19 protein-coding genes and 1 tRNA gene are annotated in these 18,277 nt (G+C 44.7%); 10 read left to right on the top strand and 10 right to left on the bottom strand.

The genetic code is table 11. The features are described from left to right. Positions 1-40: 40 nt before the first annotated feature. Both BST85_RS11645 and gltX read left to right on the top strand, forming a co-directional pair. Positions 41-1,087, top strand: a complete 1,047-nt coding sequence (locus tag BST85_RS11645; protein WP_104813406.1) for an alkane 1-monooxygenase — start codon at positions 41-43, stop codon at positions 1,085-1,087. 33 nt (positions 1,088-1,120) lie between these two features. Next, positions 1,121-2,632: a glutamate--tRNA ligase gene (gene gltX / locus BST85_RS11640; protein ID WP_104813405.1), complete on the top strand. Its 1,512-nt coding sequence runs from the start codon at positions 1,121-1,123 to the stop codon at positions 2,630-2,632. Here the strand turns inward: gltX and BST85_RS11635 are convergent. Then, positions 2,629-3,255: a hypothetical protein gene (locus BST85_RS11635; protein ID WP_146090714.1), complete on the bottom strand. Its 627-nt coding sequence runs from the start codon at positions 3,253-3,255 to the stop codon at positions 2,629-2,631. The genes gltX and BST85_RS11635 overlap by 4 nt on opposite strands. Positions 3,256-3,373: 118 nt before the next feature. On the opposite strand from BST85_RS11635, the gene BST85_RS11630 reads away from it, so the two are divergent. Together BST85_RS11630 and BST85_RS11625 are read left to right on the top strand one after the other, a co-directional pair. Next, the gene (locus BST85_RS11630; protein ID WP_104813403.1) at positions 3,374-4,339 is read left to right on the top strand and encodes an SPFH domain-containing protein; all 966 of its coding nucleotides are present in this window, start codon (positions 3,374-3,376) and stop codon (positions 4,337-4,339) included. Positions 4,340-4,406: 67 nt separating this feature from the next. After that, on the top strand, positions 4,407-6,038 hold the full coding sequence (locus BST85_RS11625; RefSeq protein ID WP_104813402.1) for a sulfatase-like hydrolase/transferase: 1,632 nt from the start codon (positions 4,407-4,409) through the stop codon (positions 6,036-6,038). Here the strand turns inward: BST85_RS11625 and BST85_RS11620 are convergent. After that, positions 6,035-7,714: a glutamine--tRNA ligase/YqeY domain fusion protein gene (locus BST85_RS11620; RefSeq protein WP_104813401.1), complete on the bottom strand. Its 1,680-nt coding sequence runs from the start codon at positions 7,712-7,714 to the stop codon at positions 6,035-6,037. The two genes, BST85_RS11625 and BST85_RS11620, sit on opposite strands and share 4 nt — an antisense overlap. 67 nt (positions 7,715-7,781) lie before the next feature. On the opposite strand from BST85_RS11620, the gene folB reads away from it, so the two are divergent. After that, complete coding sequence (gene folB / locus BST85_RS11615) at positions 7,782-8,138, top strand: dihydroneopterin aldolase (RefSeq protein ID WP_104813400.1); 357 nt, start codon at positions 7,782-7,784, stop codon at positions 8,136-8,138. A gap of 55 nt (positions 8,139-8,193) precedes the next feature. Then, positions 8,194-8,264, top strand: a tRNA-Cys gene (locus BST85_RS11610). Positions 8,265-8,295: 31 nt separating this feature from the next. Here the strand turns inward: BST85_RS11610 and BST85_RS11605 are convergent. The 4 genes from BST85_RS11605 to rnr form a co-directional block, all read right to left on the bottom strand. Continuing rightward, the gene (locus tag BST85_RS11605) at positions 8,296-8,751 is read right to left on the bottom strand and encodes a hypothetical protein (protein ID WP_342750431.1); all 456 of its coding nucleotides are present in this window, start codon (positions 8,749-8,751) and stop codon (positions 8,296-8,298) included. Further along, positions 8,745-8,909: a hypothetical protein gene (locus tag BST85_RS14735; protein ID WP_342750430.1), complete on the bottom strand. Its 165-nt coding sequence runs from the start codon at positions 8,907-8,909 to the stop codon at positions 8,745-8,747. The genes BST85_RS11605 and BST85_RS14735 overlap by 7 nt, the downstream gene beginning before the upstream one ends. 136 nt (positions 8,910-9,045) lie before the next feature. Then, positions 9,046-9,717 carry a head GIN domain-containing protein gene (locus BST85_RS11600; protein ID WP_104813399.1) on the bottom strand — a complete coding sequence of 224 codons (672 nt, stop codon included), beginning with the start codon at positions 9,715-9,717 and terminating at the stop codon, positions 9,046-9,048. Positions 9,718-9,763: 46 nt separating this feature from the next. Beyond that, positions 9,764-11,971 carry a ribonuclease R gene (gene rnr, locus BST85_RS11595; RefSeq protein ID WP_104813398.1) on the bottom strand — a complete coding sequence of 736 codons (2,208 nt, stop codon included), beginning with the start codon at positions 11,969-11,971 and terminating at the stop codon, positions 9,764-9,766. A gap of 81 nt (positions 11,972-12,052) precedes the next feature. Between rnr and BST85_RS11590 the strand changes: the two genes are divergently transcribed. The 4 genes from BST85_RS11590 (at position 12,053) to BST85_RS11575 (ending at position 14,607) form a co-directional block, all read left to right on the top strand. Further along, positions 12,053-12,292 (top strand): hypothetical protein, encoded by a 240-nt coding sequence (locus BST85_RS11590; RefSeq protein WP_104813397.1) that lies wholly within the window; start codon positions 12,053-12,055, stop codon positions 12,290-12,292. Positions 12,293-12,802: 510 nt separating this feature from the next. Beyond that, complete coding sequence (gene rpiB / locus BST85_RS11585) at positions 12,803-13,234, top strand: ribose 5-phosphate isomerase B (RefSeq protein WP_104813396.1); 432 nt, start codon at positions 12,803-12,805, stop codon at positions 13,232-13,234. Between the two features lie 12 nt (positions 13,235-13,246). Continuing rightward, positions 13,247-14,152, top strand: a complete 906-nt coding sequence (locus BST85_RS11580) for a cation diffusion facilitator family transporter (protein ID WP_104813395.1) — start codon at positions 13,247-13,249, stop codon at positions 14,150-14,152. Further along, complete coding sequence (locus BST85_RS11575) at positions 14,152-14,607, top strand: GNAT family N-acetyltransferase (protein ID WP_104813394.1); 456 nt, start codon at positions 14,152-14,154, stop codon at positions 14,605-14,607. The genes BST85_RS11580 and BST85_RS11575 overlap by 1 nt, the downstream gene beginning before the upstream one ends. On the opposite strand, the gene BST85_RS11570 is transcribed toward BST85_RS11575, so the two are convergent. From BST85_RS11570 to BST85_RS11555, 4 genes are read right to left on the bottom strand one after another with little or no spacing between them, the layout of a single operon-like run. Continuing rightward, complete coding sequence (locus BST85_RS11570) at positions 14,576-14,962, bottom strand: DUF418 domain-containing protein (protein WP_104813393.1); 387 nt, start codon at positions 14,960-14,962, stop codon at positions 14,576-14,578. The genes BST85_RS11575 and BST85_RS11570 overlap by 32 nt on opposite strands. After that, positions 14,938-15,813 carry a DUF418 domain-containing protein gene (locus BST85_RS11565; RefSeq protein WP_104813392.1) on the bottom strand — a complete coding sequence of 292 codons (876 nt, stop codon included), beginning with the start codon at positions 15,811-15,813 and terminating at the stop codon, positions 14,938-14,940. The genes BST85_RS11570 and BST85_RS11565 overlap by 25 nt, the downstream gene beginning before the upstream one ends. After that, positions 15,810-16,637: a sterol desaturase family protein gene (locus BST85_RS11560; RefSeq protein ID WP_104813391.1), complete on the bottom strand. Its 828-nt coding sequence runs from the start codon at positions 16,635-16,637 to the stop codon at positions 15,810-15,812. The genes BST85_RS11565 and BST85_RS11560 overlap by 4 nt, the downstream gene beginning before the upstream one ends. Before the next feature lie 17 nt (positions 16,638-16,654). After that, complete coding sequence (locus BST85_RS11555; protein WP_104814001.1) at positions 16,655-18,277, bottom strand: S41 family peptidase; 1,623 nt, start codon at positions 18,275-18,277, stop codon at positions 16,655-16,657.

Here is an 18,277-nt window from a genome sequence, read left to right as displayed (position 1 = left end):
TAATGTTAGAAAATATATAACGCTTTACCCGACAAACCTTATGCGTAACACTGATCTTAAGTACCTGACCGCCTATACACTCCCTTTGACTGTTGTAATAGGGCTTTTATTAAAAGGACCCTGGGCTTATCTAACACCCGTCTATGCCTTTGTGCTCGTGCCCATAATAGAGACACTGATGCCCATTGACAGCGACAATCTCGAAGATAAGGAGCAGGAACAAAAGGCAGTAAGCAAGTTTTTCGATTGGCTGCTCTATTTGAATTTACCGATAGTCTTTGGCTTGGTCGGTTGGTACCTCTGGAGTATCAGCTGGGCTGGATATAGCACCTCCGAGTTGATAGGACTTACATTTTCCGTTGGGATCGCACTTGGGTCAAATGGTATCAATGTGGCACACGAGCTGGGTCATCGGAAAACTTCCTGGGAGCGGACCTTGGGTAAAATTTTGCTTATCCCCTCTCTATATATGCACTTCTACATTGAACATAACTACGGACATCATCTGCACGCGGCCACCAGGGAAGATCCGGCAAGTGCTCGTTACAATCAGAGCGTTTACTCTTTTTGGTTCACGTCGATCAGCAGGCAATACCTCAGTGCCTGGAGGATCCAACTGGACCTCCTTAAACGGGATGGACTAGGCTTTATTTCTATGAAGAACGACATGCTCTGGTATTTGATCATCCAGGGGCTTTACCTTTTAGCAGTCTTTCTGATGTTCGGGGAAACCGCCCTCCTGATCGCGGTTCTGATTGGGGTATCCAGTGCAATTCTCCTGGAAACCATCAATTACATCGAACACTATGGCCTTAGCCGCAAGAAACTTCCCAGTGGGCGCTATGAGCGAGTAAGAGAGGTTCACTCCTGGAATTCCAATCACGTTCTAGGACGGGTGATGCTGTACGAACTGACCAGGCACAGCGATCATCATTACCGGGCCCACAAGAAATACCAATTGCTGGAATATCACGAGGTCAGTCCGCAAATGCCTTATGGTTATCCTACCTCCATGGTGTTGAGCTTATTTCCCCCGCTTTGGTACGCCATAATGAACAAGCGTATACCGATGGAAATGCGGCCTTAGAATCGTATCTTTGGCGCCCGAAATTCTTTGTTTATGGACCTTCCCGTTCGAGTACGTTTTGCGCCAAGCCCAACAGGGCCGCTTCACATAGGCGGCGTTCGCACAGCATTGTTCAATTACCTTTTTGCGAAAAAGCATGGAGGGTCGTTTATCCTAAGGATAGAGGATACCGATCAGAACCGCTATGTGGCGGGTGCAGAGGATTATATCATCGAAGCCCTTGATTGGCTAAATATTCCCTTCGATGAAAGCCCTTCAAAGGAAGCTGGCTTTGGGCCCTACAGACAAAGCGAGCGGAAAGAGATGTACCGGCAATATGCTACAAAACTGTTGGATGAAGGAAAGGCTTATTACGCCTTCGACACTCCAGACCAGCTGAATCAGATACGCAAAGAATTAGAAGCTGAAGGAAAGACTTTTATTTATAATTGGGAGAGCCGGGGCTCATTAAAGAATTCACTTTCTATGGACACTCAAGAGGTCACTACACTGTTGGAGCAGGGAACGCCTTATGTTGTGAGGTTTAAAATGCCGCTTACTGAAGACTTGCAGCTAAGTGATCAGGTAAGGGGTAAGATGTCTGTAAATACCAAACTTCTGGACGACAAGATCTTGTTTAAAAGTGATGGTATGCCTACCTATCACCTGGCCAATATCGTAGACGATCACCTCATGCAGATCTCACATGTGATCAGAGGAGAGGAGTGGTTGCCTTCACTTGCCCTGCACGTTCTGCTTTACGAAGCCTTTGGTTGGAAAAGTCCAGAATTTGCTCATTTACCTCTGATCATGAAGCCGGTAGGCAAAGGAAAGCTAAGCAAAAGAGATGGAGACAAGATGGGCTTCCCGGTATTTCCGTTGGACTGGATATCTGAGGATGGAGATTTGTCTTCAGGATATAGAGAAGCTGGTTACCTGCCGGAAGCTGTGGTCAACATGCTTGCCTTATTGGGCTGGAATCCCGGTACAGAACAGGAGATATTCAGTTTGGAAGAGTTAACCCAGGAGTTCAAATTGGAGCGGGTGAACAAAGCTGGGGCTAAATTTGATCCGGAGAAGACAAAATGGTTTCAACATCATTATTTTCAATTGCTTGACAATGAGCAGCTGGTCGCACAGCTGGAAAATGTATTAAAGGACAAAGGAATAACCACGGATGTTGAGCTCTCCAAGGTAATCCCTCTGGTCAAAGGAAGAGCCAGCTTTGTAGACGAGCTTTATGACCAGGGCAACTTCTTTTTTACGCCACCAAAAGATTTTGATGAAAAGGCGTCAAAAAAGGCATTTAAAGAGGACACCCAAGACATTATGAATTCTGTCGTCGAACTTATCAACACTACAGAACCATTTGATGCCCAGAATCTTAGCGATGTAATAAAACCCTGGATAGGTGAACAGGGAATAGGTTTTGGTAAGGTTATGATGCCTTTGCGCTTATCTTTGGTTGGCGCAATGAAGGGTCCGGACGTGTTCGATATAGCAGAAGTTCTGGGCAGAGAAGAAACGGTCAGGCGAATAAATTTTGCCGTCTCCACCCTTTCTTAAAAATAGACCACGGCCATAAGTAAAATGGTGGAGCTATTTCCTTTCAGGTTATCCACTTCCAATCCGTCATCATTCAGATTGTTTAGCATGTTGGTCACGCCGTATTGATATTGTGCGCTTAACCGTACATGACGTATCCCTCCCGTAATTCCAGCCTGCAATCTGAAATTGACATTAGTAATATCCCGAATGTCCTCTGCGGTCATGTTGTTATAACCGGCAATGACCAGATTCTTCTGGTCATCCTCATCTAGATTCAGCTTGCCGTTCAGGTTAAGCACAGGCCCAAACTCCAGCGACAAACGCTCCAAGATGATATTGTAACTTCCCAAGAGTTTAACTTGTCCGGACTGCATGTTATAGCCGACGTATTCCTCTCCATTACCCGAAGCCGAATTGGCCAGAATATCGATCTTGCTCTGAACAAATCCAATTTCCCAAACCAGATCGAAGGCGTTGTAAAAAGCCCCTCTGTTGGAAAGAGTTCCCACAAATGATGTTCCCTGCTTAGTGGCTAGATCGGAAGTGTTGATGTCGAAAAGGGAAACACCTCCAGATACCCCCAAATAACTGTACTCGTTGTCCCGGTATTGGCCATAGACCAACACCGTGCTGAACATCAAGCAAGTAACAATTGTGGTTTTTAGTAGACTAATCATATAATCGTGGCAAAGCGCTAAAAATAATCCTATTTTGATATCTAGAAATAGGAACGCATCAACTTTATTTAAATTTTCTCTCATGACACAAGTTTTTTATTGGGTCCCGGTCGCACTGCTAGGATTTTTCCTGTTACTGGGCGCATTCTTTATTGTGAAACAGCAGACCGCCGTTGTTATTGAAACCTTCGGTAAATTCAGTAGTATCCGAAACTCTGGATTACAGCTAAAAATTCCCGTAGTTCAAAGAATTGCAGGGCGTTTGAGTCTAAAAATCCAGCAATTGGATGTACTGGTAGAGACCAAGACCAAGGACGATGTATTCGTACGGCTTAAGATCTCTGTTCAGTTCCAGGTCATTCCCTTGAAGGTGTATGACGCCTTCTACAAGCTTCAGTCTCCACAGGATCAGATCACTTCTTATGTTTTTGATGTTGTAAGGGCGGAGGTCCCAAAGATGAAACTGGACGATGTCTTTGAACGCAAGGACGATATCGCCATAGCAGTTAAAGCAGAGCTGAACGACGCCATGGTCGATTACGGATACGACATTATTAAGACGCTGGTGACTGACATCGATCCCGATGTACAAGTAAAAGCAGCCATGAATAGGATCAATGCCGCAGAACGGGAAAAGGTTGCCGCCGAATATGAGGCCGAGGCTGAACGAATCAAGATCGTAGCCAAGGCTAGAGCAGAGGCAGAGAGCAAACGCTTGCAGGGACAAGGTATAGCAGATCAACGGCGCGAGATCGCTCGCGGACTAGAGGAGAGTGTAGAAGTCCTAAACAATGTAGGGATCAATTCCCAGGAAGCCTCCGCTCTGATCGTAGTCACACAGCACTACGACACGCTGCAATCCATAGGCGAGGAAACCAACACCAATCTCATTCTCTTACCTAACAGCCCACAAGCTGGAAGCGACATGCTGAACGACATGATCGCGTCCTTTGTAGCCAGCAACCAGATAGGGGAGGAGATGAAAAAACAAAACACCAGGAAAAGCAAGAAAAGCGATTCCGATAATCTCGATGATGTCGAATTTTAATGATAGCCCTTCTTCGGAAGGGCTTTTTTGATATCCCTATCGGATTGCTACTTTTGCCTATGTGAGCATGGTTCAAAACATACGCCAGAGCTTTGATAGACTATGGCCGCTGGCCTTATTGGTTTACCTTCCCTTTCTCATTGTTTCCGCCTCTGGTGTCTTCCTGATCACGCATTGGTTAGAATACTCCAGAGAGGTCATTGCATTCTTTCTACTATCCAGTATAGGATATGGGTTGCTGGTCCTATTTCCTGTCCGCGCCCGACGACACTTACTGCCGTTAGTTTTAGGTTTTTGTAGTCTCAGTGCCTGTTTGAAGATGGGCTTTTACTTGCTCTATCAGACACGCTATAGTGCTTCCGCCCTATTTGTGATCTTCGAAACGAACACGGAAGAAGTGGGTGATTTTGTCACAGCTTATATCAATGGCCCATTATTGCTATTAGTGGTGATTTTGGCCATTCCTTTCGTTGCCAGCCTGTTCATCGCCTTTACCAACCGAGGATTTGCTCGTTTGAGGGGCTCCTTACGGCAAAAACAGCCTGTCTTGCTATTGGTGTTAGTAACAGTCCTTATCCTCGGCTCTGCATGGACAATCAAAAAGCGGTATGCCAATGAGAATATTGCCCTGACGTCGATTAGCGCCTATAAAGAGTTTCAGCAAGTCAGACAGAACTTAAGTGATGCTCTGGCCAAACCGCTTTCCACTGCCTTCGATGAGGTGGTGGCCGATTCGACAAAACAAACTCATGTTATCGTTATCGGAGAATCTACCTCAAGCTGGCATATGCAGCTGTATGGATATGGCCGGCAAACCAATCCTTTACTCAACAAGAGAGCAGGACTATTGGCGTTCAACGATATCATCACGCCACATGTCCACACCTTATTGGCCTTGGAGAAAATTCTAACAATGGCCTGTAACTCTGACCCTAAGCCAGCCGTCAACGGTTCGGTGGTTCAGTTAGCCAATCAGGCTGGCTATAAGACCTTTTGGGTATCCAATCAACAACCAGTTGGTTTGCATGAAAGTATTTCTACTATCATTGGAAGTGCTGCAGATGAAAAAAAATACTTGTCTACCAATGGATACCAGTATACTGTTTATGACGAAGCATTATTTAAGCCATTTCAAGAGGCGCTTAGTGATCCGGCAGAAAGGAAGATCATTTTTGTCCATTTGATCGGCACCCATGCTAGGTACTACAAACGCTATCCAAAGGAATTCAGCGTCTTCCAAGGACAAGATTATCCCTCCAAATTCAAGTCCGAGGACGCCAGTCGCGAAATCAATGAATATGACAACGCTGTACTCTATAACGACATGATAATCGACAGCATGATCCAATTCCTTGATGCACGAGCTGAAAAGCGGTCGTTGCTCTATCTTTCCGACCACGGGGACGAAGTCTATGACACCATGGAGATGGCCGGGCATAATGAATATTGGGCCACTTCCCCTATGTACCAGGTGCCATTTCTGGTTTGGTCGCCAAGTTCATCAATTAATCCCAGTTGGCAGGACAGGCCTTATCTGTTGGATGACTTCATCCACAGTTTTGCAGAACTGACCAATATCCGTTTCCTGGAATGGGATCCGTCAAAAAGCGTTTTTAACCCCGAATTCCAGGTAAAACAACGGTTTGTTAATGATGGTGAAGATTTTGATCTCCGGCCCAAAACAGGACTCGGGGATTAAGAGGTTAATTTGGCCCAGGTGTCTCGCAGGCCGACAGTCCGATTGAACACAATTTTTTCTGGTTTTGAATCGGGATCAACCACAAAGTACCCCAGGCGCTGAAACTGGAATCGGTCTCCGGCCTTAGCATCCTTTAAGCTCGGCTCTGCGAAAGCCGTAACAACTTCAAGAGAATTTGGGTTTACAAATTCTAAAAAGTCCTTGTCTTTGTCCGCATCCGGTGCAGCCTCCGAAAACAAGCGGTCGTAAAGCCTGACCTCCACGGGCAGTGCGTGTGATGCCGAAACCCAATGCAAGGTTCCTTTGACTTTCCGCAAAGAGGCTTCGGTGCCGCTTCCGCTTTTGCTATCCTCATCGTAGGTACAATGAACCTCCAGAATATTTCCATCCTCATCCTTGATGGCTTTTTCGGCCTTTATGATGTAGGCATTTTTAAGACGGACCTCATGACCCAATTTTAGACGGAAGAACTTGCGGTTTGCTTCCTCTCGAAAGTCGGCACGTTCAATGTAGATCTCCCTGGAAAAGGGCACTTCTCGCTCTCCTGCTGAAGCGTCCTCCGGATTGTTCTCAGAGATCAAAAATTCCTCTTGTCCTTCCGGATAATTCGTAATTACCACCTTCAGCGGATCTAAGACCGTCATCACTCGAGGCGATGTCTTGTTAAGGTCCTCACGTGCACAAAACTCCAGGTGGGATACATCGATTAGGTTCTCTCTTTTACCCACGCCTATGCTGTCGGCAAAGTTCCTTATTGCTGTAGCGGTATAACCACGCCTCCTGAGTCCGGAGATGGTCGGCATCCGTGGATCGTCCCAACCATTGACAATTCCTTCCTCCACCAAACGAGCTAGTTTTCTCTTACTAACAACGGTATGGCTTAGGTTCCTTCTTGCGAATTCGCGCTGCTTCGGTCTGAGTTTAGCTGGTTGATGCACCTGATCTAAAAACCAATCATAGAGTTCCCTGTGCGGCTGGAATTCGAGGGTACAAAGGGAATGAGACACTTGCTCTATATAATCGCTTTCACCATGGGTCCAGTCGTACATCGGAAAGATCTTCCAGTCTGTCCCTGTGCGGTGATGGTGCTTGTGAAGCACCCTATACATTACTGGGTCTCTCATCAACATATTAGGAGAGGCCATATCTATCTTTGCCCTTAAGACGTGCTGTCCCTCTGGGGTGTCACCGTTTTTCATTTGCTCAAAGAGTTCAAGGTTCTCCTCTACAGAACGGTCGCGATAAGGACTTGCCTGACCCGGCTCGGAAGGTGTCCCTTTTTGTGTTGCGATCTCTTCAGAAGATTGAGAGTCCACATAGGCGTTGCCGTCCTTGATCAATTGAACCGCCCAATCATATAGCTGCTGAAAATAATCGGATGCATAACACTCATTCGCCCATTCATACCCTAGCCAGGCCACGTCCTTCTTGATGGCGTCTACAAATTCTTGTTCTTCCTTGGTAGGATTGGTGTCGTCAAAACGGAGATTGACCGGCGCGTCGTATTTCAGACCCAGACCAAAATTCAAACAAATGGAAGAGGCGTGACCAATATGAAGATAGCCATTGGGTTCAGGTGGAAATCGAAAACACAATTGATCGTGCACGTAGTCTCCTGCAAGATCATCCTCGATGATATGTTCTATAAAATTAAGTGATTCCCTAGTCTCGCTCATGGCTAATAAATAAGGCAACAAAGATACCAAAACGCGCTAAAAAAGTATCTTTGCGAAAAGTTTTTACATGAGCAGCATCAAGCTGAAAAACATAAGAATATTTGCCAACCACGGCTGTATGACGGAAGAGGAAAAGATCGGTAGTGATTATCTGGTCAACCTCACCGTAAAAGCTAATTTGAGCCGTGCGGCCCAATCGGACAAACTCTCCGAAACGGTAGACTATGTTCACTTGAATAAGATCGTCAAAGAGGAAATGGCTATCCGGTCCAAATTACTGGAACACGTGGGTCAGCGTATCATCAACTCCATCTTCGAGCAGATTCCTCTGGTTAGCGATGTTAAGGTGAGAGTGTCTAAAATGAATCCTCCCATTGGCGGAGATGTGGAAGATGTAAGCGTAAGCATGAAGGCTAAGCGCTAAAAAAGCCCGAATTAGGGCATTTAAGGCCAAAACTTTTTATATTTGCCCTCCTCAAGGCATCGTGGCCGAGTGGCTAGGCAGAGCTCTGCAAAAGCTTGTACAGCGGTTCGAATCCGCTCGATGCCTCAAAAGAACCTCCATTGTAATGGGGGTTTTTTTATTCTGCTTGTTCAAAGGTTGGGTTTACCTTGGGAATACGGTCCAAGCCTTTTTGGACCTGGCTGGGAAAAATACCTTCAATCAACAATAACACACCGAAGCCCACGATCAGTATACTGACCCACTTCTTGGTGCGAATGATAAATCGAGGGGTCATTCTGTTCTTTAGTTTTTTGGCCAATGAGATCTTGATCAGGTCTGTTAAAAAGAACACCACCAGAACCGTTAGTAAAAAGAGAAACACCCCGTTCTCCGAAGTGGTCAAGGCATTGGCCATGATGATGGTGCCAATCCATCCTGCAAGTACTCCAAAGTTGACAAAATTGAGCAGAAAACCTTTGAGGAACAGGCCTCCCAGGTTCTTTTTCACCTTTACGGCATAATGCTCCCGAACAATCTTAATAAAGGATTTGGAGGTGCGAATGTAAGATATAACACCATAGGCGATCAGCACAACTCCCCAAAAATTAGCAGGCCGGGATCATCCTTAACCCGATCCAAGAGCTTGCTGGTCGAGAAATAAGCTATAAGAATGAATATGATGTCCGCAAAGATGGCTCCAAGGTCAAAAAACAAGCCTGCTTTGAACCCCTTGGTGATGCTGGTCTCCATCAGGGTAAAAAAAACAGGTCCTATAGCGAAAGCTAGTAGGAACCCGTATAAAGCTGCATATATTAAGCCATCGAACATTCAAGTAAAAGTACGAATTACTTTAGTCTTGAATGGAGACAAATATCATTAAACCCGTCTAGTTCATGACCTTAACCCGGCCACCAGCAAATCGCTTCTCATCGATCTCCTTGGGGTTGCCATAGATGTAGATATCTCCTCCAGCTGTGATCTTCAGGTCTACAAGATCAGAGGCATTCACCTCAGCCTCTCCTGCGGCCATGATACCGATCTTGGTGCGTTTTGTCCTTAGATCCATGCCTTCAAATATACCACCGGTATTCAGGGAAATTTCCTGAGATTTGGCCAGGCCCCTAGCCTCGATGATACCGCCAGTGACCGCCTTGATGTTGGCTCGATCTACATCCAAGCCAACCCTAATCATTCCGCCCTCCTGGGCTCTGAGTTCGATCTCGTCCTGTTCGATCACCTGGTTCACTACAATTCTTGCCCCTTCATTGGAGTCTATGGTCTTGATATCCGTATAGTAAACCTCGATAAATGTCCTGCTTCCGTCAAAACGTGTATCAATCTCCATGCGAAGTTTTAATTTTCCATTCTGATTGATCACCCGTACATCGTCCGTATTATGTCCTTTGATAACCACTCTGTTCTCGTCCGATTGTATCAAATTTATCTCGATCAAATCGTAAACTTTTAGCATGTCAAAATCACCAACGTCTTTGGTGATGGTCCTTTGGGCCTGGGCAGAACAGGCGATCAGCGCTAGTACAAATAGAAGTTTTTTCATGTTATCCCTGTTTATTTTCTTCAAAGACAAGATTTTCTGGTAAACGTTACACTCGTGGTAAATATTCTTCCCGGTGTCCCAACATCTCAAAATCGATCTGCTTTTTGAACAGGTCGGCTCCTTTCATCCTTACATAAACCTCATCCCCCAGCTGGTAGGTATTCTTGCTTTGCTCTCCTACAGCGGCGAACTCAGTCCGATCAAATACATAATAATCGTCCTGCATGTCCTGCATGCGTATCATCCCTTCGCATTTATTGGATATGATCTCCACATAGATACCCCATTCCGTAACCCCGGAGATCACCCCTAGGAACTCTTCGTCCTGATGGTCCAGCATATATTTCACCTGCATATATTTGATACTATCCCTTTCGGCGTTGGCTGCCAGGTATTCCATATCGCTGCTGTGACCACATTTCTCTTCGAAAGCATCCTGGCTGGCCGATTTTCCACCATCCAAGTAATGTTGCAGTAAGCGATGTACCATCACATCCGGATAACGGCGAATAGGGGAGGTGAAGTGGGTGTAATAATCGAAAGCCAAACCGTAGTGACCAATGTTTTGTGTACTATAGATCGCCTTACTCATGGAGCGAATGGCCAGAGTGTCGATCAGGTTCTGCTCTTTCTTGCCCTGCACATCCTTGAGAAGTTTATTCAACGAACTGGATGTGGACTGTCTGTCCAAGGTGTTCAGTTTGTAGCCAAATCGTTTTATGATGTGTTCCAAGGCTGCGATCTTCTCATCGTCGGGTTCGTCGTGTACCCGATATACGAAGGTCTTGGGTGGATCTTGTTTGGCAATAAACTGAGCAACTCTTCTGTTAGCCAATAACATAAACTCTTCGATCAGCTTATTGGCATCCTTGCTTTCCTTGAAGTAAATTCCCTCCGGTTCATTTTGTTCGTCCAGTTTGAACTTCACTTCTATCTTATCGAATGAAATAGCGCCTTGCCTCATTCTATCTGCACGAAGAATCTTAGCCAATCTGTCCATCTCCAGTATAGCCTTCTGAATGGAAGTATCCACCTGATATTTTTTCCCGGTTAGTGATGTCTTGGCCGGTATTTCGTTCGATTTGGGATTCTCTATCAGGTGCTGGGCTTCTTCATAAGCAAACCGAGCATCACTGTATATCGCTGTTCTTCCAAACCATTGATCCAAGATCTTTGCCTTGGAATCTAGTTTGAAAATAGCGGAAAAGGTATATTTTTCTTCCTGGGGCCTCAGACTACAAGCATTGTTTGACAGTACTTCAGGGAGCATGGGAACCACCCTGTCCACAAGATAGACTGAAGTGGCTCGATTGTAGGCCTCATCGTCCAAAACAGTTCCTTCTTTCAAGTAATGAGAAACATCTGCTATGTGGATTCCGATCTCGAAATGACCATCATCAAGCACTCCAAAAGATAAGGCATCGTCAAAATCCTTGGCGTCTTTGGGGTCTATGGTAAAGGTCAGTACCTCCCGCATATCCCGCCTTTTGGCAATTTCATCTTCCCTTATACTCGTGTCCAGAGAATTTGCATAATGCTCAACCTCATGGGGAAACTCATAAGGCAGACCGTATTGAGCCAGGATAGCATGAATCTCGGCATTGTGCTCTCCAGCCTTTCCAAGCACTTTGATCACTTCACCCACTGGCGATTCAGAATGTGCCTCCCAACCTTGTATCTTGACCAATACTTTATCTCCATCCTTTGCCTTATTTACCTGGCTTTTCGGAACAAAAATGTCGGTGTACATATTGTATCCAAAGCATTCCACAAAGGCAAACCTATCAGATAAGTGAATTACACCTACAAATTCGTTCCGCTTACGCTGTAGGATCTTGGTGATCTCACCCTCTTGTCTCCCTTGTCTTCTACGTTTAAAGACATATACTTCTACCACGTCTTTGTGCAGCGCCTTGTTCAGGTTCTTTTTCTGAACCAGTATGTCTTCTTCTAATTCGTCCACCACTACATATCCCTGACCTCTGGAATTGACATCCAGAACACCAGTGTAATAGTTCATTTTGACTGGTAAAGTGTACTTTCCTCTATCTACCTGAACGATTTCGCCTTTCTGCTCTAATCGCTTCAGGGTCTTGATGATCTGATTTCTGGAACTGGGGTCATCCAATCCCAGACTTGCTGATATCTGCTTATAATTGAGGGGAGTGTTCCTACGACTGCGCAAAAGGCTTGTGATCCGTGAGGTAATTTCATTTCCCCACTGTTTTTTGTTGCGCTTTTTTCGTTTGGGCATAGAGGTTAAGTCTTGTGCCCAAAAGTACAGCTATTAGAGCAATACCGAAGGTTATCTGTATAATTATTACTAAATTAGGATATGGAGAACTATCAGTTGGTTGCGATTTTTACTTATCCCAGCGAATATGCAGTATTGGAATTACTCCTGCAGCAGAATGAGATCCGCTATGTCTTCCAAAACGCAACCATGGTCGGTGTTCTTCCTTTTCACTCAAATGCGGTAGGAGGTATACGTCTATTGGTTCACCCGAATGACATTGAATTAACGAAAGAGATATTGAACGATCTCAACAGCGCGTCCGACCTCAAGATAGTTTAAGATTACCTTTTCCACAATTCACATAGTTAACATTATAATTAGTTATTTCTAAAGATTATTTAATTAAAAATGATCTTTATTATAGCTTGTTGAAAACCGCAATAAGTTTTTTGAAAAGGACTTGTAATTTCCATTTTTAATCAATTATTAGGACTTATCGACAAACTCTACACTGCTTAATGCCTTGTAGAGCAATGTACTCCAAATAGAAATTCACAACCGTTGATAAGTTAGAATCAATTGGTATTCTTCATAACTAGGCTTTAACAAAATGTTAGCAATTGCGCTTTCTCATCAAAATGCAATTAGGATAAATCACAAAAAGAATAATTGGATGATTTATTCATTTTTTCTATTGGAAAAAACAATTGAGTTTTGACAGAATAGTTTTCCTATTCAGTTATCAACAATTCACAGAATTATCAACTGTTTTTTAAAAAGGAATTAGAAGAGGATCATTCTCCCGTTGGGAGCCAAGATTGTATATTTGCATTAAACTAAAATCCTTTGATGAAAATAGCAATTGGAAATGACCATGCGGGTACGGATTATAAGATGTCTGTCGTCGAATTTCTTGAAGAACAAGGACACGAGGTTCAAAATGTAGGTACAGACCTAAGTGATAGTGTTGATTACCCCGACTTTGTTCACCCGGTAGCGGAAGCCGTCTCCTCTGGTCAAGCTGATTTTGGTGTGTTGATCTGTGGAAGTGGTAATGGAGTTTCAATGACAGCCAACAAACACCAGAAAATTAGGGCTGCCCTTTGCTGGACAGCGGAGATTGCCCAATTGGCCAGAGAACACAATGACGCTAATATCATTAGTATTCCCGCACGATTTACCAGCCAACCCCAGGCAATCAATATAGTAAACACCTTCCTGAATACTCCATTTGAAGGAGGACGTCATCAAAGACGGGTAGACAAAATAGCCTGCCAATAATTAATCGCGATTATGAGTCATTCCCATCATCATCACCACCATGATATGAAGGGAAAGAACATGCTGATCGCTGTCATTTTGAATGTGGTGATCACCGTTTCACAAGTGATTGGCGGACTGATCTCTGGAAGTTTGTCATTGCTTTCGGATGCACTGCACAATTTTTCAGATGTCCTTTCATTATTGATCAGTTTTTTTGCCAATCGCCTGGTAAAGCGAAAGGCTTCATCCCGTAGAACATTTGGATATAAACGGGCCGAAATAATAGCAGCCTTTGTAAACGCCTCTACTTTATTGATCGTCGCGGCCTATTTGATCTATGAGGCCATAGTTCGATTTATTTATCCCCAACCCATCGAAAGCGGCCTGGTGATCTGGTTAGCGGCTATTGCAATAATTGCCAATGGTATTAGTGTACTACTGTTGAAAAGCGGTTCTGACCACAACATGAATATTCGTTCGGCTTATTTACATCTGATGTCTGATATGTTGGCATCGGTTGCTGTCCTGGTTGGTGGTTTGTTGATGAGGTATTTTGGCTGGTTCTGGGTAGACAGTGTTCTAACAGTTTGCATTGCTGTTTATTTAATTGTAGTTGGTTATGACCTGCTCAAGGATTCGTTCAAGGTATTGATGTTATTTACGCCGGAGGACGTAGATCTAAATCATATTCGGCAAGAGTTAACTATTTTAGAAGAAGTGGATAATGTACATCACGTACATGTTTGGCAACTCAACGAGCAAGAAGTACACTTGGAAGCACATATCGAATTCAATAAGGATATAAGTTTATCCCAATTTGACCTTATCATGGTGGAGATCGAGAGGGTTCTAGATGAAAAATTTGGAATCAACCACGTCAACATTCAGCCTGAATATCAACGCGATGACCCTAAGGACATCATAGTACAGGATTAGTGAAGATCATCATTAAGAAATACCAGGAACTTTCCACGGACGAATTGTACGCCCTTTTGCGCCTGCGATCCGAAGTCTTCGTTGTAGAACAAGATTGCGTGTACCAAGATATAGACAACAAGGATCAGAATGCATTACACATTATGGGGTGGCAAGGCGATGAGCTGGCCGCCTATACGCGTTGCTTCGGTCCTGGGTTTTATTTTGACCAACCGGCTATAGGTCGGGTGGTGGTTCAGGAAGATTACCGCGGGCAGGGCCTGGCCAATGCCATTATGAGGGTATCCATAAATGCGTTACAAACGTCCTATGGGCTCACAGATATAAAGCTATCTGCTCAAACCTATTTATTGCAGTTTTATCGGGATTTAGGCTTTGAGACAGTAGGAGAGGAGTACCTCGAAGACGGAATCCCGCACATGGCTATGATCCGGCCGGCGGACGTTGCCGGATAGGAATGAGTTTACGATAGGTCAAGCACCTCCAGACCCATTCCATTGGGCCAAACCTAAACACCTTTAACCATAACTTACTGAGCAAGATCTGTAAAGGGAAGAATCCCAATGCAATCAACAGGGTTTCCCACTGGCTGAATTTCATATACCCACCATAGCCGACTGCCGTAAACAGCATCAAAGCGAATAAGCTTTGTACTAGATAGTTGGTCAACGCCATTTTTCCAACATATGATAACGGGCTCAGCAACTTCTGGATCAATACAAAGCGATAGATCCAACCAATAAACCATAGGTAGAAAAGCCCCATTAATACATCGCAAACCGGCATCAACCACAAGAGAAAAGGCCCCATTGATCGGTGTGGTGCCAGCCCTGATCCAAAACCACATATAGAAAGAACAATCGATACAGATTACTGATAATAGTAATCAGTAGCACCGGTATTTTGATACCATCGATAAAACGCTGGGGATTTCGAAGAAAACTGCTCTTGCCGATCGCTACCCCTAGGACTATCATAGACAAAGCCAAAGGAAAGAAGTAAGAATAAGCCAGGGGCAGGTTAAAAAGGTATTCATAGAACCTAAAGCGCACCCCTTCCATATAAGTCCCTTCACCAATTACAGAAGGAATGATATCCACCGGATAAAGTCTTTCAAAATTAGCGATGGGATCAGACCCAATAGCCGATAACAGGTTTAACAAAGCAGAGAGAATCCACGAACCGAGCTCAGTAAATCCTAAAAGAATTATTCCCGACGCTATTAACAGGCTTCCCATGGAAAAACGGTGGATAAATGGAATAAAAAAGCCAATTATGGCATACATATGTACCACATCCCCGGACCACAGGAATAAGATGTGTCCTATTCCGATGAGCAATAAAGTGAACATTCTCCAATGGATGAATCCACGATAAGGTCTGGTCAGATGTTTGCGTTTCTGGATCTGCATAGCAATTCCAAGGCCAAACAACAAGGAGAAGATGGGAAAGAACTTGGAATAGAAGAACAGCCTCCTGATTTCGTCAGCAAATTGATTCCAAAAATCCTGGAAGTTGGTGTAAAAACCGTCCTGATTGAGCGGGATACAATTCATGATCTCAATATTGACCACGAAAATGCCAAAGATGGCAAAGCCGCGATAAATATCCAGCAAGTCTATTCTGCGGTTCTCAGGAGAAAGACTGCTGTTTTGACTCATGAACGAGATCCTTTGGATTTTACGCCGGAATCAAAGGGTAATTTCAATTGTACGGCCAGGTCTTCATCCGGCCGATGATCGGCAATGTCTACTCCGTACTGTATCTCCTGAGGGTTTCCATAGACAAAGGTTCCAAATAATCGGTCCCAGATCGCGAACATATTTCCGTAGTTGCTATCTGTCCAAGGGAGCTGATAATGATGGTGGAACTTATGCATATTGGGCGTGACGAAAACCCAGCTCAAGCCCTTATCTAATTTTAGGGGAAGACGGAGGTTGGCATGTGTCCAATAAGTAAAGAAAATAGTCAGTATCCGATAAAAGAAATAAAAAGAGATCGGCATGCCCGTGATCACCACGGCAATAAGAGCAAAGATCTCTCGAATAAGAAAATCAAAGGGATGGTGGCGTGTTCCGGAGGTCGCATCTACGTGCTTGTCGCTATGATGCACTAAATGCAATCGCCACATCCAGGGCACCTGATGCAAAAGGTAGTGGACACCGTATTGAGCAATGAGGTCCAGAACCAATATAGCGAGAATCAATTCCGCTGCAACTGGCCAATCGACCAGATTGAGCAGGCCGAAGTTATTGTCGCCAAGCCAGCTAAAAATTCCTGCTGTAGCTAATCCGAAAACCGTATTGATAAGCAGCACGAAAATAAGCAGGATCAGATTTGTCCGGGCGTGTCGCCACTTGCGGTAGGGTTTTGTAAAAAGGCTATAGTTGCCTTCCAGTATCCAAAATAAGGTAATGCAGAAAATCACCCAACCCGCTTTCATCCAGACAGGCATTTGCTCGAAGAAGTCCAGGATAGCGTTCATGAGTTAGATGCTTGGGCTTATTCCAAAATTCCTTTGTATCGAGCCGCATCATTCAATACAGCTACGGCTTCAAGGATTTCAGGGTTGTGATCGATCTGATAAGAGTACAACCCTTCCCTGTAAAAATAGCGCTTTAAGATCTCATCCGACAACAGAGAAGTGATTTCAGCCTTTTTCTTTACCAGTTCCCGCTCTTTGGCTTTGTTAATGGAAGCCATTAATTGGTCATAGCTGGCCTGAATCTCCTCTTGTAGGCCGTCATCCTCGGCTCTTTTTATGGCGTGCGCGAATTCTTTTTCGGTCTCAGTTTGATAGTCGAAGCCGTTTTTGGACAAATAGGAGACAAAATCGTTGAAATCCTTGTCGTCAAATTTGAAATCGTCCGAGTTGGCCAATGTGTTGCTAAAGTAATAGTCTGTGGCATAATCGAAGATAGCCCTATCCCTAAGCAGGGCAGTGGTCACCGGGCTGAATTTAGCTGACTCCAGTTCTATATCGGGAAGGATTCCGCCTCCATCGTAAACTGTCCGGCCTCCTTTGGTAGTGAAAGCATTGTATTCTTTAGGGTCTAATCTAACCGGATCGCCATTTTCATCCCTGTTCCAATAATCCAAAGCTTGTATACATCGGCCACTAGGGGTGTAATAGCGAGAGATGGTCACCTTTAGTTGTGTTCCGTAGGTCAGTTTCTTGGGGCGCTGGACCAAGCCTTTTCCGAAGCTTCTGGCACCGACTATGACTGCGCGGTCCAGGTCTTGTAAGCCACCAGCGACGATCTCGCTGGCGGAGGCGGACCGCCCGTTGATCAAAACGACCAAGGGAATCTCTGTATCTACAGGATCCTGTTGGGTCTTATACGTCTTGTTGTACTTATTGATTACGGATTTGGTCGTGGTAATGGGCTCCCCTTTAGGAACAAATAAATTGACCACATTGATGGCCTCATTGAGCAACCCTCCCGGGTTTCCCCTCAGGTCCAGAATGATCTTCTGGGCCCCGTCAAGTTTTAATTCTTCTAAGGCATTCCGCGTTTCTATCGTCGTCCTTCGATTGAATTTACTCAATACGATATAACCGATATCTTCTCCTATTAAACCATAGAATGGAACGGCTTTCACGTCCACTTTTTCACGGGTTAAGGTCGTGGTCATTTGCTTCCCTTGCCTAAGGTAGGTAAGCTGGACATCGCTTCCGGCAGCCCCCTTTAGAAGCTCACCCGCATCGTCTTCAAAATCGGCCAGGGCCGTATTGCCTATTTTGATGATCTCGTCTCCCGCTTTAAGACCGGCCTTATCAGCTGGATAATCCTTAAAGGGCTCTACGATTACGATCTTATCTTTTTGTGTTCTGACAGAAGCTCCGATCCCGGTATAAGTACCGGAGTTTCTGATTCGCGCCTCTTGAACCTCCTGCTCATTCCAGTAGACCGTGTAGGGATCCAGATCGTCCAGCATACCTTTGATCGCGTTATCCATCAAAGTTGCAGGCGTGTTCTCGTCCACATAATTCATGTTCAACTCTTTGAACAGAGTTGTAAATATTTCGATCTGCTTGGCGATCTCGAAGAAATCGCTTTTGAATCCTGCAGTGGTCACCAACAGCAACAGGGCTGCCAAGGGAAAAAGAATTCGTTTTTTCAT

Source organism: Aureitalea marina (assembly GCF_002943755.1).
GTDB lineage: Bacteria > Bacteroidota > Bacteroidia > Flavobacteriales > Flavobacteriaceae > Aureitalea > Aureitalea marina.
Note: the sequence above shows the minus strand (reverse complement) of the source record. Positions and strands in the feature narration are given on the sequence as shown.